The organism is Actinomycetota bacterium, from assembly GCA_019347675.1.
Classification (GTDB): Bacteria; Actinomycetota; Nitriliruptoria; order Nitriliruptorales; family JAHWKO01; genus JAHWKW01.
Genome location: JAHWKW010000002.1, coordinates 102,177 through 116,295, shown reverse-complemented (window position 1 = coordinate 116,295; position 14,119 = coordinate 102,177). Strand labels below are relative to the sequence as shown.

Here is a 14,119-nt window from a genome sequence, read left to right as displayed (position 1 = left end):
AGCCGTCATCCGCCGGCCGGCGGACCGGCCGTCTTCGCCGACCGCGGTGCGGGCCGTGGACGACCGATGCGACCGTCGCCGCCGTGCTGGTCACCGCCCTGGTCGTGGTCGGCCTGACGATGAGCTTCTCGGCTTCGTTCGTGGACGGGGCCGAGGACGGCGACCCGTTCGGGACCTTCCGCCGTCAGCTGCTGTGGACCGCGGTCGGCGTCCCGATCTTCGTGGTGGTCGCCGGAACCGATCACCGCGTCTGGCGGCCGCTGGCGTGGCTGATGGTGGCGGCCAGCACGCTGGGGCTCGCAGCGGTCCTGATCCCCGGTGTGGGACTCAGTGAGGCCGGATCAACGCGCTGGCTCGCACTCGGCCCGGTCGTGGTGCAGCCCTCGGAGCTGGCCAAGCTCGCGACCGTGCTGTGGCTGGCCGACGTCCACACCCGCAAACGCGAACGGGGTATCTCCACCGACCGCCTGTCGCACCTGCTCGTCCCGGCGCTGCCGCTCCTGGCGATCGAAGCGATCCTGATCCTGGCGCAGCCCGACCTGGGCACGACCGTGCTGATCGGGATGGTCGTCGGGCTGGTGCTGTGGGCCGACGGCGTCCCCGCGCGCGCCCTGGCGGCGATCGGTGCCGCCGGCGTCACGCTCACCGCCGCCGCCGCCGTGGTGGAGCCCTATCGCTTCGCGCGGCTGGTCGGGTGGTGGGACCCCACAGCCGACCCGCTGGGCAGCGGCTACCAGCTGCTGCAGTCGCTGTACGCGCTGGGGTCGGGCGGGTGGCTGGGGGTCGGCCTGGGTTCGAGCCGGGGGAAGTGGAACTTCATCCCCAACCCGGAGACCGACTTCATCTTCGCGATCATCGGCGAGGAGCTCGGCGTCGTGGGGGCGGCCACCGTGCTGGCCCTGTTCGCTGCGGTGGTCGTGGTCGGCCTGCGCGTGGCGCGCCGTGCCTCCGACCGGTTCGGGCAACTGGTCGCCTTCGCGATCAGCGGCTGGATCGTGGGCCAGGCCCTGCTGAACGTCGGGGCGGTCACCGGGTTGCTGCCGATCACCGGTGTGACCCTGCCTTTGGTGTCGGTCGGAGGTTCCAGCCTGCTGTCCACGCTCCTCGGCTTGGGCATCCTCGTGGCGGTCGCCCGTGCAGCCGGCGAGGAGGATCGCCGGTGAACGGATCGACACGGTCGGTGGCGTTCGCCGGCGGGGGGACGGCCGGGCACGTGTTCCCGTCGATCGCCGTGGCACGGGCGTTGACCCGGCTCGACCCGTCGATCGAGCCGGTGTTCATCGGCACGCAACAGCGGCTGGAGGGCCGCCTGGTGCCCCAGGCCGGGTACCGCCTGCACCACATCGACGTGCTCCCCGTGCCGCGGCGCCCGTCGTTCAAGATCCTCAAGCTGCCCGGCGCGATCCGGGCAGCGGTCCGCCGTTGCGGCGAGCTCCTCGAACATGAGGAAGCGGTCGCGGTGGTCACCTTCGGCGGGTACGTCAGCTTCCCGGTGGCCCGCGCCGCACACCGACTGCAGCTGCCGCTGATCGTGCACGAGCAGAACAGCGTTCCCGGGCTCGCCAACCGGGTCGCCGCTCGGTGGGCGGACCGCATCGCCGTGAGCTTCCCCAGCTCCGGCGACCGGTTCTCCCACCCCGAGCGCGTCGCGGTCACCGGGAACCCGGTCCGGAACGAGATGCTCGAGCTCGACGAGGACACCGCCCGCGCACAGGCGCTGGAGCGGTTCGAGCTGGACGGCGGCCGCCGCACCGTGCTCGTGTTCGGTGGGAGCCAGGGTGCACGGTCGATCAACGACGCGGCCACCGCCAGCTTCGGGCGGTGGCGGAACCCCGACCGGCTCCAGATCCTGCACGTGGCGGGGCGTGCGTTGCACGCCGAAGCCGCCACCGCGTGGGCGGATGCCCGCACGCGCTGGTCGGGTCCGCTGGTGCACTGTGTCGATTTCGTCGACGAGATGGGCCTGGCGTACGCCCTCGCCGACGTGGTGGTGTGCCGCGCTGGCGCGACCTCCATCGCGGAGCTGACCGTGCTTGGCAAGCCGTCACTGCTGGTGCCGTACCCGCACGCGACCGGTGACCACCAGCGCCACAACGCCGAAGCCCTGGTCCGTGCAGGAGCCGCGCGGATGATCCTCGATGGTGACCTCAACGGCGACCGTCTGGCACGGGCGGTCGAGCCGCTGCTGGAGGATCCGGAGCTGGGCAGCGAGGTGGCCGGCGCCGCCCGGATGTTCGGCCGCCCGGACGCGGCCGACAACGTCGCGCGCCAGGTCCTGGCGGTGATGTCGGTCAAGGCTCCGCCAGCGGCCGCCGCAGGCCATCCGGTGGCGGCCGAGCCGCCGGCCGAGCCGTCGCAACGCAGCCGATGAGCAGCCCTCCGGTCGACCTGTCCCGGCCCCGCAGGGTGCACCTGGTGGGGGTGGGTGGGGCCGGCATGAGCGGCATCGCCAGGATGCTGATCCAGCGCGGCCACCAGGTGTCGGGCTCCGACCGGCAAGAGAGCCGGGCGCTGGAGGCACTGCGGGCCATGGGCGCGCAGATCCGCGTCGGACACGCTGCTGCGGCGGTGTCCGGCGCCGAGGTCGTGGTGACCTCCTCGGCGATCAGCCCCGACAACGTCGAGCTCGTCGCGGCGGGTGACCGCGGCATCCGGGTGCTGCACCGCTCTCAGATGCTGGCGTCCCTGATGGCCGGCAGCCGCACCATCTGCGTCACCGGGACACACGGCAAGACGACCACCACCTCGATGGTCGTGGTCGCTCTGCAGGCGGCGGGGCGCGACCCGAGCTTCGCGATCGGGGGTGCCCTGAACGAGACCGGGTCCAACGCGCACGCCGGGTCGGGTGACCTGTTCGTCGCAGAGGCTGACGAGTCGGACCGCTCGTTCCTGGTGTACACCCCGGACGTGGCCGTGGTCACCAACGTGGAGCTCGACCACCCGGACGCGTTCGACGACCTGGCCGATACCGAACGGGCCTTCGGCGAGTTCCTGGCGCGGCGCCCCGCGGACGCGCCGGCGGTGATCTGTCTCGACGACCCTGGCGCAGCCCGTCTGGTGCAGGCCGGGGGAGAGGTCGTCACCTACGGGGAGGATCCCCGCGCGGACGTTCGCCTCGTCACCGACGACGACGCTGGCGACGCGGTGCAGTCCGGGCGACTGCGTCACCACGGGATCGACCTCGCCACCGTCACGCTGCAGACTCCCGGAGTCCACAACCTGCTCAACGCGACCGCTGCCCTGACGGCCTGCTGGCTGCTGGATGTCGACATGGCTGAGGCCACGGCCGGGCTGGCGTCGTTCACGGGTCCGCTGCGGCGCTTCCAGCGCTTGGGCACCGTCGACGGGGTCGAGGTGGTCGACGACTACGCCCACCACCCCACGGAGCTGCGCGCCACGCTCGCCGCGGCGCGGTCGGTCGCCGCCGAGCGGGTGATCCTGGTGGTGCAGCCGCACCGGTTCTCACGCACCGCCCGGCTGGGCGGTGAGCTCGGCCGGGCCGCCGCAGGCGCGGACCTGGTCGTGGTCACCGACGTGTACGGCGCGGAGGAAGAACCCGTGCCCGGCGTGTCCGGGGAGATCGTCGCCGAGGCGGCCAGGGAGGCGGGCGCCAACGTGGTCTGGGAGCCGCACCTGGGCGGCGTGGCGCCCCGCCTGGCGACGCTCGTGTCTCCCGGCGACCTCGTGGTCGTAACCGGCGCGGGAGACGTCACCGAGGTCGGGGCGGCGCTCCTCGCGCTGCTTCGCGACGGCGAGACCTGACCGAGGATGGTGGTGGACACACGCATCGCCGAGCGACGTGCGGAGGTCCGACGCGAGCACATGCTGCGCCGGCGGCGACGGACGCTCTGGATCGTCGTGCTGGTCACGGTCGGCGGCCTGCTGGCCTGGCTGGAGCGCAGCCCGCTCGTCGCCCTACAGCGCGTGGAGGTGGTGGGGACCTCCCACGTCGATCCCGCCGCCGTCCGCGACGCCGCGGCCCTACCGCTTGGGAGCTCCACCCTGCGCCTTCGGCTCGGCGACGCCCGCTCACGGGTCGAGGCCCTCCCCCGCGTGCATCGCGCCACGGTGCGCCGTGTGGACCCCCTGAGCGTCCGGATCACCGTCGAGGAACGACGGCCGCGGCTCGTGGTGCACACCGCCGGCGCCGCCGCCGTGATCGACCACGACGGTGTCGTCCTCGAGCACCGACGTCTCCCCGACGGCACGGCGGACGCCGGTCGGGCGGACGGACCGCCGGTGGTGGTCACCACGGCCCTCCAGCCGCCCGCGCCCGGCGACACCGTCGATGCCGTGCCGGGGGCGGCCAGCGCGCTGCGCGTCCACCGCCAGCTGCCCGGGCCACTGCGCAGCCAGGTCGAGCGCTACGACGCCACAGAGGTCGACGACCTGACGCTGGTTCTGACCAACGGGGTGCGCGTCCGCTTCGGTCGGGCCGAGCGCATCGACGAGAAGGCGCGGGTCGTCGGGGCGCTTCTCGACGAGTGGTCGGGGACCGTGATCGCCAGCATCGACGTCCGCGCGCCGGGCAACCCGGTGGTCCTGGAAGCGGCGCAAGACCCCACCTGACTCGTCCACCACGTGGGGTGCGAGCCGACGGCCGGCTTGACCGCAGCACCCCACGGGTCTACCGTCCACCGAACCTAGAGGTTGACATAACGATAAAGGTCCAGTTGACCTTTAGGGTCCGGGGAGGTCCCTCGGGGGAGGTCCCTCGTGGGAGGTCTCTGGGAGGGAGAACGGGCCCGTCCCGGGGCAGAGGGGGAGACAGGCCAGCGCTCGGACTCATCCGGTGGCCGCCGACAGCGGCTGCCAACCCACCAGACAGTGGCGCGGGGCGGTGAGCCTCGCCAAGAACGAGGGCCGGTGGGTCCTCGACGAGACCAGACCAGGAGGCCAGCATGGCGGCGAACCCGCAGAACTACCTCGCCGTGATCAAAGTGGTTGGGATCGGCGGCGGAGGTGTGAACGCGGTGAACCGGATGATCGACGCCGGGTTGCGGGGCGTGGAGTTCATCGCCATCAACACCGATGCGCAGGCACTGCTGATGTCCGACGCGGACGTCAAGCTCGACATCGGCCGCGACATCACCCGCGGCCTGGGTGCCGGGTCCGACCCGGTGATCGGCCGCCAGGCGGCCGATGATCACCGCGACGAGGTCAACGAGGTCCTCAAAGGCGCCGACATGGTGTTCGTCACCGCCGGCGAGGGCGGTGGCACCGGGACCGGTGGCGCGCCGGTGGTCGCAGAGGTCGCCAAGGAACTCGGCGCGCTGACCATCGGCGTCGTCACCCGTCCGTTCGCGTTCGAAGGTCGGAAACGCAACCTCCAGGCCGAGGACGGCATCAAGAACCTGCGGGACAAGGTCGACACGCTCATCGTCATCCCCAACGACCGGCTGCTGCAGATCTCCGACGGGGAGACGTCGGTCGTGCAGGCGTTCCGCCTCGCCGACGAGGTGCTGCTCCAAGGCGTTCAAGGCATCACCGACCTGATCACCACCCCGGGGCTGATCAACCTCGACTTCGCCGACGTCCGCACCGTCATGAAGGACGCCGGCTCGGCCCTCATGGGCATCGGGACGGCACGAGGCGACCAGCGCGCGCTCGAGGCGGCCAACCTGGCGATCTCGTCGCCGCTGCTCGAGGCGTCGATCGACGGTGCGCGTGGCGTGCTGCTGATGTTGGCCGGCGGAAGCGACCTGGGCCTGTTCGAGGTCAACGAGGCCGCGGACGTGATCACCAAGGCCGCTCACCCGGATGCCAACATCATCTTCGGGGCCGTGATCGACGACAGCCTCGGTGACGAGGTGAAGGTCACGGTGATCGCCGCCGGGTTCGACACCTGGGACGAGCCGGTCGAGCAGGAGGGCGCCTTCGTCGCTCAGCAGCTGCGGCGCGACACTGCGCCCGCCCCGTCCCCGCTGATCGAGGACGACGACGAGGATGAGTTCGACGACGAGGTGTTCCGCCCGTCGACGCGGCCACGCCCCGCCCCGCGGCCGTCGGTGGTGATCGACGCTGACGAGGACGAGGACCTCGACATCCCGAGCTTCCTGCGGTGACGGTGAACGCCGACGCCGGCCCCGCCGCCACGCGCGCTGAGCCGGCCACCGGCGACGTCGACCGCCCCGAGGGCGTGTCGGGACCGGTGTGGCTCGCGGCGGGGACGGCCGCGTGGTTCACCGGTCGGGCCACGGGCAGCATCGCGCATCGACGTCCGCACCAGCCGCGGCGGCTGGCACGCGTCCGCGCCGCCGTGGCCGACCTGATCGGCGTGTCGGTCGACGCCCTGCACTTCATGCAGCAGCTCCACGGCGCTGAGGTCGGCGTGGTCGACGCCGACACGGTGTCAGGCGCGGAGCTGCGCGGCGTCGATGCGCTCGTCACCGCCGAGCCGGATCGGGCCCTGACGGTGCAGGTCGCCGACTGTGTCCCGTTGCTGCTGGGATCCTCCGCGGGTCCGGTGGCCGCCGTCCACGCCGGCCGCCGTGGTGTCGTCGCCAGCGTGGTGGAGGCGTCCCTGGAGGCTCTCGACCGCCTCGGTGCGTCGCCACAGACGCTCCGCGCCGCGATCGGGCCGGCGATCGGCGGCTGCTGCTACGAGGTGCCGTTGGCGCTGCAGCGCGACGTCACCGACCGCGAACCGGCCGCGGACGCCACGACCGCCTGGGGGACGCCGTCCCTGCACCTGCCCGGTGCGGTCGCTGCGATCCTGCGCCGTTGGGGGGTGGAGATCGTCGAGGACTGGCTCGGATGCACGCGCTGTGATCCGTCAGCACGCTGGTTCAGCTACCGCGCCGACCACCGCGCGGGCCGCCAGGCCGGAATCGTCGTCCGCCACTCGGAAGCCGCATGAGCGCCGAACGCGACGTGGTGTCGCGCCAGGCCGAGCCGGGCGCAGCGATCCCGCATCGGGTCGCGGCGGTGCGAGGACGCATCGCCGACGCCTGTCGCCGGGTGGGGCGGGTGCCGTCGTCGGTGACGGTCGTGGCGGTCACCAAGGGCCACCCGGCTCCGTTGGCGCAGGCGGCGGTGGACGCCGGGTTGATCGACCTCGGCGAGAGCCGGGTGCAGGAGATGCTCGACAAGGCAGCCCAGGTGCGCGGCGCCCGTTGGCACATGGTCGGCCGTCTGCAGTCGAACAAGGCCAAGGGCGTGATCGCTCGCGCCACGCTGGTGCACTCCCTCGACCGGCGGTCGCTGGCCTCGGCGCTGTCGACGAGAGCACACGATGCAGGCGTCGTTCAACGTGTCCTGGTTCAGGTCAACGTGGGGGAGGACCCGGCGAAGGCTGGGTGCCCCGCCGAGGACGCGCTCGCACTGGTCGCCGAGGTGCGTGATCTGCCCAACCTGGCCGTGGAGGGCCTGATGACCATCCCGCCACTCGCGCCGCGAGGCGTTGACCAGGCCGAGGTGTCCCGGCCGCACTTCGCGCGGCTGCGGCGCTTGCGTGACCGGGCCCGTGCCCGCTGGCCCGAGCTCGCGCACCTGTCGATGGGCATGAGCGCCGACTTCGAGACGGCGGTCGAGGAGGGAGCGACGATCGTGCGGCTCGGTACGGTCCTGTTCGGTCCGCGCCGTGACCAGGCCTACGGTACGCGGACAGTCGAGGAGGCACGATGAGCAGCATGTGGCGGAAGACGCTCATCTACCTCGGGCTGGTCGAGGAGCCCGAGGACGACGAGTACGGCCCAGGGACCCCGCGCAACACGGAGCCCGACTTCTCCGCGGCCCCGGCTCAGGACGACCATCGTCGGGCCTGGCCTCGTGCGGTGGGGCCTGACGCGAACGTCCGACCGCTGCGCAGCGAGGATCGCTCGAGCCACGTCCGTCCCCTCGATGGCGGCTACGCCCGCGTCGCGATCGTGCGGGCGACCTCGTTCGATGACGCCGCCGAGCAGGTCGGGGAGGGCTACCGCGGCGGGCAGGCGGTCCTGCTCGACGTCGGCGACGTCGATACCCGCACCGGCAGGCGGCTGCTGGACTTCGTGAGCGGCGTGATCTTCGCTCTGCGCGGGCGGATCGTCCCCGCCGGCCAACGGGCGTTTCTCCTCTTGCCCCAGGGGGTGGATGTGCCGCTCGAGGAACGTCGACGCTTGAGCGACCTCGGCTACCACGTCGACGGCGCCCCGTCTGCCAACGCCTGACCCGGACCGAGGTTCGCCGTGGTCGTTGTAGAGCTGATCTGTCTGCTGCTGCTCGCTGTGGTGATCCTGCTTCTGGTGTACGTGGTGTTCTCCTGGATCCCGAGTCCACCGGAACCGATCCGGCCGTTGGTGCGGTGGGTGGCGCGGATCGTGAACCCCATGCTGGAGCCGCTCAGGCGGGTGCTGCCGCCCCTGCAGTTCGGTGGGATCGGCCTCGACATGTCCGTTCTCGTGCTGTTCGTGGTGATCTTCGTGATCCGCGGGGCGCTGCGCTGCCCGGTGTGACCTCCACCGATCCGGGCCGCTCATCCGCCACCATGTCACCGTCCCGGCAAGGAACCGAACGTGCCCCTGACGCCCAACGACATCGTCAACTACCCGCTGAAGCAGGCCGTGCGCGGCTACTCCGTGCAGCAGGTCGACGAGCTGCTCGATCGGGTCGCTGATCAGCTCGAGCGGCTGGAGTTGCAGCTGCAGGAGGCCCGGCGCGAAGCCGAGCGTGTCGCGGCCCGCGTCGACGAGATGCAGGAGACCGAGGTCACGTTGAAGCGCACGCTCGTCACGGCACAGCGTGCCGCCGAACAGACGCTCGAAGAAGCCCGCGAGCGCGCCGCCGAGATCGTGTCCGAAGCGCATCGCGAAGCGGAGCGGATCGTGGCCCGCGCCACCGATGAGGCCCGAAGGACCCAGGTCGAGCTCCGGCGGGACGTCGACGCGCTCGAGCACCGCATGGAGACGTTGCGCACTCTTGAGGAGGAGTACCGATCGGGTCTTCGGATCGTCGCCGAACGTCACCTGCGTGCGGTGAAAGAGATGGCTCCCGTCGCCCCGCCGGCGGTCAGACAGTCGGGGACCGTAGACGACACAGCCCAAGGTCGGCAAGGTGTCGCCGTCCCCGAGTGAGGCCGCCGGCGAGACCGCACGCATCGCGGACGCGTTTCGCCTGGTAGGTGATCGTCGGTACAGTGCGGCGGCGTTGTGCGGCTCTGACCCGCCCACGCCTGAAGTCCACAAGGGGTGGTGCATCCGGTGATCGTTATCAGTTTCCTGCTCGTCATCGTGGCGGCGGTCACGCTGGCGATCGGGATCATCCAGAACGTCCTCGCGCTCGTGTGGGCGTCGATCGCGTCCTGTGTCCTTGCGATCATCTTCCTCGGGATCGGGGTGCTGCAGCGCCGCGTCGGTCGGGCTGGCGCGCCACAACAGGAACAGGGCTACGGGCCGGGCGCGTCACCTCAGGTGGAGGGCGGCGGGTGGCAGCAACGCGGGCCGGCATCGGCCGGGATCAGCGAAGCGCCGGGAATCTCCGGAGCGCGCCCCGGTGAACGACGGTGGCCGGGGCCGGAAGCGGCCGCCAGGGAGCGCCCGCCGGAGCCTGCGGCCGAGACGCCCACCGGCGCCACCGGCGCCGACCAGCCGGTCAGCCCCTGGGCAGCGTCGGCCACCGAATCGACCGCGCCGCCCGAGGACGTGCGCCCGCAGCCGCCGCCGCGGAGACCCGCCAGGAAGGCTGCCGCAAAGAAGGCAGCGACCAGGGGTGCAGCGGCCAAGAAGACCGCTGCTCCCGCCCGGCGCAAGAAGTCCGCACGCGCGCCAGCCAAGAAGGCCGCGAAGAAAGCCGCACGTGCGCGAACGAAGAAGGCCGCGAAGAAGGCCGCCGGCGGGACGACCGGCCCCGCGGCGATGCGTGAGCTGAACGCGGTGCGCGGGTTGGGTCCCGCCAAGGCGCGGGCGCTCCTCGATCGCTTCGGGTCGCTCGAGGCGATCCGCGACGCCCGCGTCGACGATCTGGTGCAGGTCCGAGGCGTCGGCGAGACGACCGCTCGCGAGATCCACCAGCAGCTGTCCTGATCTGATCGTGACGTGATCCGTCGCGTCCGCTCAGGTGGCCTCCGCGGCCGTCACGGCAGGCTCCCGGTCGCCCACGTGACGGCGCAACGAGCGAGCAGCCCCCAGCCGGGCCGCACGCTCCAGAGGATGGTCGCGGTACCCGCGACGCGCCCAGAACCACGTGTACAGCGGCACGATCAGAACACCGAGCCGCTCGACCTGCCGCACGTGCACGGCCTCGTGGGCGAGCAGGGCCGGTGACGGTGCCGCGACCGCGCTGATCACCACCTGCCCGATCGCGTTGCCGTCGGATCCCAGCCATCCCTGGAGGCGGGCAGCGCCCCGGTCCCCGCCGGCCACGACCCAGCAGCGCAGCGCCCGGTCGCGTCTCCAGTCGCCCTTCGTCGTCGCGCCGGCCGCGACGCCCACCAGCGTGGCCGGTGCGGCCCACACCGCCGCGGCCAAGCGCCCGACAGCGGTCCGCGGGGGCGGCGGCACCCACGACGCCAGACGGCGCGACAGAGGTCCTTCGCCGGCAGGCGGCACGGTGCGGGTCGCGGCGAACACCGGTGGGTCGAGGCCGGTCCGGATCCGGTCCTGCTCGCGCCGCTGGCGGACCAGGCCGATCACCAGCAGCACCGCGAGCGCACCGCCGAGCCCCGCGCCGGCGCGCTCGAGCCGGCCCACGGCGGCGCGGACGGTCAGCGCCGTGGCGTCACGCCCGGTTGTGCGGCGTGACGGTGATCGCGGCCCGAACCCCGCCACTCAGCTCGATCTCGTGGGCACCGGCGACCCGGCCGGGACGGACCTCGTCCGCCAGGACCTCGTGGCCGACCACATCCAGCCAGCCCCTCCCTCGCAGGGACGCGGCCACGTCGCCGGGTTCGATGTCGACCTGCAGGAAGATGTGCTGGTCGAGGTCGAGGCCGAGGTCCTTGCGGCGGTCGTTGACGGCCCGGATCAGCTCACGGGCCAGGCCCTCGGTGCGCAGCTCGTCGGTGAGCTCGGTGTCGAGCGCGACCGACGTCGCACCCTCACGGGTCAGCTGCCAGCCGGTGCGCGGCGTCTCGACCACCTCCACCATGTCGGCGGTGATCGCACGGGCGCGCCCGTCGACGTCGATCGTGGCCTGCCCCTGGGCGAGCTGGTCGGCGAGGGCGCCGGCCTGGTGCGGGCCCAGTGTCCGCAACGCCTCGGCGACGTTCGGGGCGTCCTGCTGGAACGCGGGACCCAGCGCACGGAAGTTGGGCTTGAGGTGGCGGTCGGCCAGGTCGGTGGTGGCGTCAGCCAGCTCGACGGTCTTGACGTTGAGCTCTTCCGCGACCTCATCGAGCAGCGTCCGCAAGGCGGGCCGCTCGTGTCCAGGCACGGTGACCAGGGCGCGAGCGAGCGGTTGGCGGATCCGGATCCCGGACTGGTTGCGGGCCTGCCGCCCGACCTCGACCACGCGGCGGGCGGTGTCCATGGCGGCACGCAGCGCGTCGTCTCGCCAGGTGCGTGGCGGCGCCGGGTAGTCGGTCAGGTGCACCGACGGTGCAGCGTCGGCGTCCTGGGATCGCACCAGATCCTCCCACAGCTGGTCGGCCACGAACGGCGTGAACGGCGCCAGCAGCTGCGACAGCGTGACCAGGACGTCGTGCAGCGTCGCGTACGCGGACGATTTGTCGCGGGGCTCCTCCGCGCTGGACTTCCAGAACCGGCGGCGGCTGCGGCGCACGTACCAGTTGGACAAGTCGTCGACGAAGTCCTCCAGCCGCCGCGTGGCGGTCGTGACGTCGTAGCGCTCCAGCGCGGTGTCCACGGCATCGCAGACATCCGCGAGCTCGGCCAGCACCCAGCGGTCCATCGGGTGGCGGTCGGCGACCGGCGGGGCGTCGCCGATGCGGGGATGCCACCCGTCGATCCGGGCGTAGGTGGTGAAGAAGTAGTGGGTGTTCCACAGCGTGAGCAGGAACCGGCGCAGGATGTCATCGGTGAGTCCCACGCTGACGCGCCGGTTGAGCCACGGGTTGCCCTCGGCGATCATCAGCCAGCGCAACGCATCCGCCCCGCTGCGGTCGAGGAGGGTCCAGGGATCGAGCACGTTGCCCAGCGACTTGCTCATCTTCCGGCCGTCCTCGTCCACGATGTGGCCCAGACACAGCACGCTGCGGTACGGCGTCTCGCCGAACACGAGGGTCGACTCGGCCAGGAGCGTGTAGAACCAGCCGCGCGTCTGGTCGATCGCCTCGGCGATGAAATCGGCGGGGAACCGGGCGGCGAACGCATCCCGCCCGCGGTGCGGGTAGCCGAACTGCGCGAACGGCATCGCCCCCGAGTCCAGCCACGCGTCGGCCACCTCCTCCACGCGCCGGGCGTCGCGCCCACAGTCCGAGCACGGCACCACGATCTCGTCGACGTACGGGCGGTGGGGATCGAGGTCGTCGAGGTCGAGCCCGGCGAGTTGCCCCAGCTCCGCGCGGGACGCCACCACGGTGACGTGGCCGTCGGGGCAGAGCCAGAACGGCAGGGGCGTGCCCCAGTAGCGGTCACGCGACAGCGCCCAGTCGACGTTGTTCTCGAGCCAGTTCCCGAAGCGCCCGTCGCGGATGTGCTCGGGGTGCCAGTCGATCTTGGCGTTCTGGGCGAGCAGCTCCGCGCGACGGGCGGTGGTGCGGATGTACCACGACAGCTTCGCGTAGTAGATCAGCGGGGACTTGCACCGCCAGCAGAACGGGTAGGCGTGCTCGTAGGTGCCGGCGCGCACCAGCGCCCCCGCCTCGTCCAGCGCCTCGATGATCAGCGGGTCGGCGGCCTTGACGAACTGGCCCTCCCACGGTCCACGATCGAAGCGGCCCTGCGGGTCGACGGGATTGACCACCGGGAGACCCTCGCGACGTCCGATCGCGAGGTCGTCCTCGCCGAACGCGGGCGCCATGTGCACCAGCCCCGACCCTTCGGTGGTGGTGACCACGTCAGCGGCGACCACGTAGCGGTAGTCGCCATCGATCTCCACGAGCGTGAACGGTGCCTCGTAGTGCAGGCCGACGAGGTCGCCCGCGGTCAGCTGGTCGACCACCTCGACGTCGTCACCCAGCACGGCGGTGACGCGGTCGGCAGCGACGATCAAAAGCTCGTCCGATCGCTGCGCCGCGCGGGCCAGGACGTAGGAGATGCCGGGCCCGACGGCGACCGCCGCGTTGCTCGGCAGCGTCCACGGCGTCGTCGTCCACACCAGGAGGCTGGCGCCCCGCTCCGCCAGCGGACCATCGACGATGGGGAAGCGGACGTAGACGCTGGGATCGGCCACGTCCCGGTACCCGCCCAGCGCAACCTCCGCGTCCGACAGCCCCGTCCCGCACCGCGGGCAGTAAGGGGTCACCCGGTGGTCGCGGAAGATCAGGTCGTCGTCCCACAGCCTCTTGAGCGCCCACCAGACCGACTCGACGTACTCGGAGTCCATGGTCCAGTAGGCGTCGGACATGTCGACCCAGAACCCGATGCGCTCGGTCAGGTCCTCGAAGTCGCGCACGTACCGCCCGACCGACTCCCGGCAGCGCTGGTTGAACGCCTCGATGCCGAACGCTTCGATCTCCGGTTTGGAGTTGAGGCCCAGCTCCTTCTCCACCTCCAGCTCGACCGGCAGGCCGTGGCAGTCCCAACCGGCCTTCCGCGGGACCTGGAAACCCTTCATCGTCCGGTACCGGGGGAACACGTCCTTGAAGACCCGCGCTTCGACGTGGTGCACACCCGGCCGACCGTTGGCGGTCGGTGGGCCTTCGTAGAACGACCAGATCGGCGCGCCATCTCGGCGGCGCAGGCTCTCGGCGAACACCCCGCGCTCGCGCCAGCGGGCCTGCACAGCCTTGTCCAGGTCAGGGAAGGAGGGGTGGTTGGTGACGTCGGGCCACGCGCGCTCAGGGTCGGTCATGCAGGTCTCACGTCGCGACGGTCGGGAACGGTCGGGAACTGTCATCGTAACCGCCGACAGCGCAAGGCCCGAGTTTGGTCGTCGAGCAGCGTCCGGTTGGGCGCGACGCGGGGTCCCGGTCGGTGAAACCCGGTTCGCCACCGTCCGAACGACCCGATGACTCCGTTCGACTCAGCGAACGCTCCGGTACGGTCGAGGGCACAGCCGCCGCCGCTTGACGCTGGGGCGC

Annotated in this window: 13 protein-coding genes; 11 read left to right on the top strand and 2 right to left on the bottom strand. The window is 71.9% G+C overall.

Annotated features, from left to right (window positions below; genetic code table 11):
• The first annotated feature begins 83 nt into the window (after positions 1 to 83).
• The 11 genes from ftsW (at position 84) to KY462_01700 (ending at position 10,001) form a co-directional block, all read left to right on the top strand.
• Positions 84 to 1,163 (top strand): putative lipid II flippase FtsW, encoded by a 1,080-nt coding sequence (gene ftsW, locus KY462_01750; protein MBW3576464.1) that lies wholly within the window; start codon positions 84 to 86, stop codon positions 1,161 to 1,163.
• Positions 1,160 to 2,371 (top strand): undecaprenyldiphospho-muramoylpentapeptide beta-N-acetylglucosaminyltransferase, encoded by a 1,212-nt coding sequence (murG, locus tag KY462_01745; protein ID MBW3576463.1) that lies wholly within the window; start codon positions 1,160 to 1,162, stop codon positions 2,369 to 2,371. Before ftsW ends, murG begins: the two co-directional genes overlap by 4 nt.
• Positions 2,368 to 3,762 carry a UDP-N-acetylmuramate--L-alanine ligase gene (murC, locus tag KY462_01740; GenBank protein MBW3576462.1) on the top strand — a complete coding sequence of 465 codons (1,395 nt, stop codon included), beginning with the start codon at positions 2,368 to 2,370 and terminating at the stop codon, positions 3,760 to 3,762. The genes murG and murC overlap by 4 nt, the downstream gene beginning before the upstream one ends.
• Positions 3,763 to 3,774: 12 nt before the next feature.
• On the top strand, positions 3,775 to 4,569 hold the full coding sequence (locus KY462_01735; GenBank protein MBW3576461.1) for an FtsQ-type POTRA domain-containing protein: 795 nt from the start codon (positions 3,775 to 3,777) through the stop codon (positions 4,567 to 4,569).
• 332 nt (positions 4,570 to 4,901) lie between these two features.
• Positions 4,902 to 6,065: a cell division protein FtsZ gene (gene ftsZ, locus KY462_01730; GenBank protein ID MBW3576460.1), complete on the top strand. Its 1,164-nt coding sequence runs from the start codon at positions 4,902 to 4,904 to the stop codon at positions 6,063 to 6,065.
• The gene (locus KY462_01725) at positions 6,062 to 6,859 is read left to right on the top strand and encodes a polyphenol oxidase family protein (protein MBW3576459.1); all 798 of its coding nucleotides are present in this window, start codon (positions 6,062 to 6,064) and stop codon (positions 6,857 to 6,859) included. Before ftsZ ends, KY462_01725 begins: the two co-directional genes overlap by 4 nt.
• Positions 6,856 to 7,626 carry a YggS family pyridoxal phosphate-dependent enzyme gene (locus KY462_01720; protein ID MBW3576458.1) on the top strand — a complete coding sequence of 257 codons (771 nt, stop codon included), beginning with the start codon at positions 6,856 to 6,858 and terminating at the stop codon, positions 7,624 to 7,626. The genes KY462_01725 and KY462_01720 overlap by 4 nt, the downstream gene beginning before the upstream one ends.
• On the top strand, positions 7,623 to 8,150 hold the full coding sequence (locus KY462_01715) for a cell division protein SepF (GenBank protein ID MBW3576457.1): 528 nt from the start codon (positions 7,623 to 7,625) through the stop codon (positions 8,148 to 8,150). Before KY462_01720 ends, KY462_01715 begins: the two co-directional genes overlap by 4 nt.
• 18 nt (positions 8,151 to 8,168) lie before the next feature.
• Positions 8,169 to 8,435, top strand: coding sequence for a YggT family protein (locus KY462_01710; GenBank protein ID MBW3576456.1), 267 nt, complete (start codon positions 8,169 to 8,171; stop codon positions 8,433 to 8,435).
• A 60-nt stretch (positions 8,436 to 8,495) separates the two neighbouring features.
• Positions 8,496 to 9,053 carry a DivIVA domain-containing protein gene (locus tag KY462_01705; protein MBW3576455.1) on the top strand — a complete coding sequence of 186 codons (558 nt, stop codon included), beginning with the start codon at positions 8,496 to 8,498 and terminating at the stop codon, positions 9,051 to 9,053.
• A 126-nt stretch (positions 9,054 to 9,179) separates the two neighbouring features.
• Positions 9,180 to 10,001 carry a hypothetical protein gene (locus KY462_01700; protein ID MBW3576454.1) on the top strand — a complete coding sequence of 274 codons (822 nt, stop codon included), beginning with the start codon at positions 9,180 to 9,182 and terminating at the stop codon, positions 9,999 to 10,001.
• Between the two features lie 30 nt (positions 10,002 to 10,031).
• Here the strand turns inward: KY462_01700 and KY462_01695 are convergent, their stop codons facing one another.
• Positions 10,032 to 10,745 (bottom strand): hypothetical protein, encoded by a 714-nt coding sequence (locus tag KY462_01695; protein MBW3576453.1) that lies wholly within the window; start codon positions 10,743 to 10,745, stop codon positions 10,032 to 10,034.
• Entirely contained in the window at positions 10,696 to 13,890 is a 3,195-nt protein-coding gene (gene ileS, locus KY462_01690; protein MBW3576452.1) for an isoleucine--tRNA ligase, read from the bottom strand. Before ileS ends, KY462_01695 begins: the two co-directional genes overlap by 50 nt.
• Between the last annotated feature and the right edge of the window lie 229 nt (positions 13,891 to 14,119).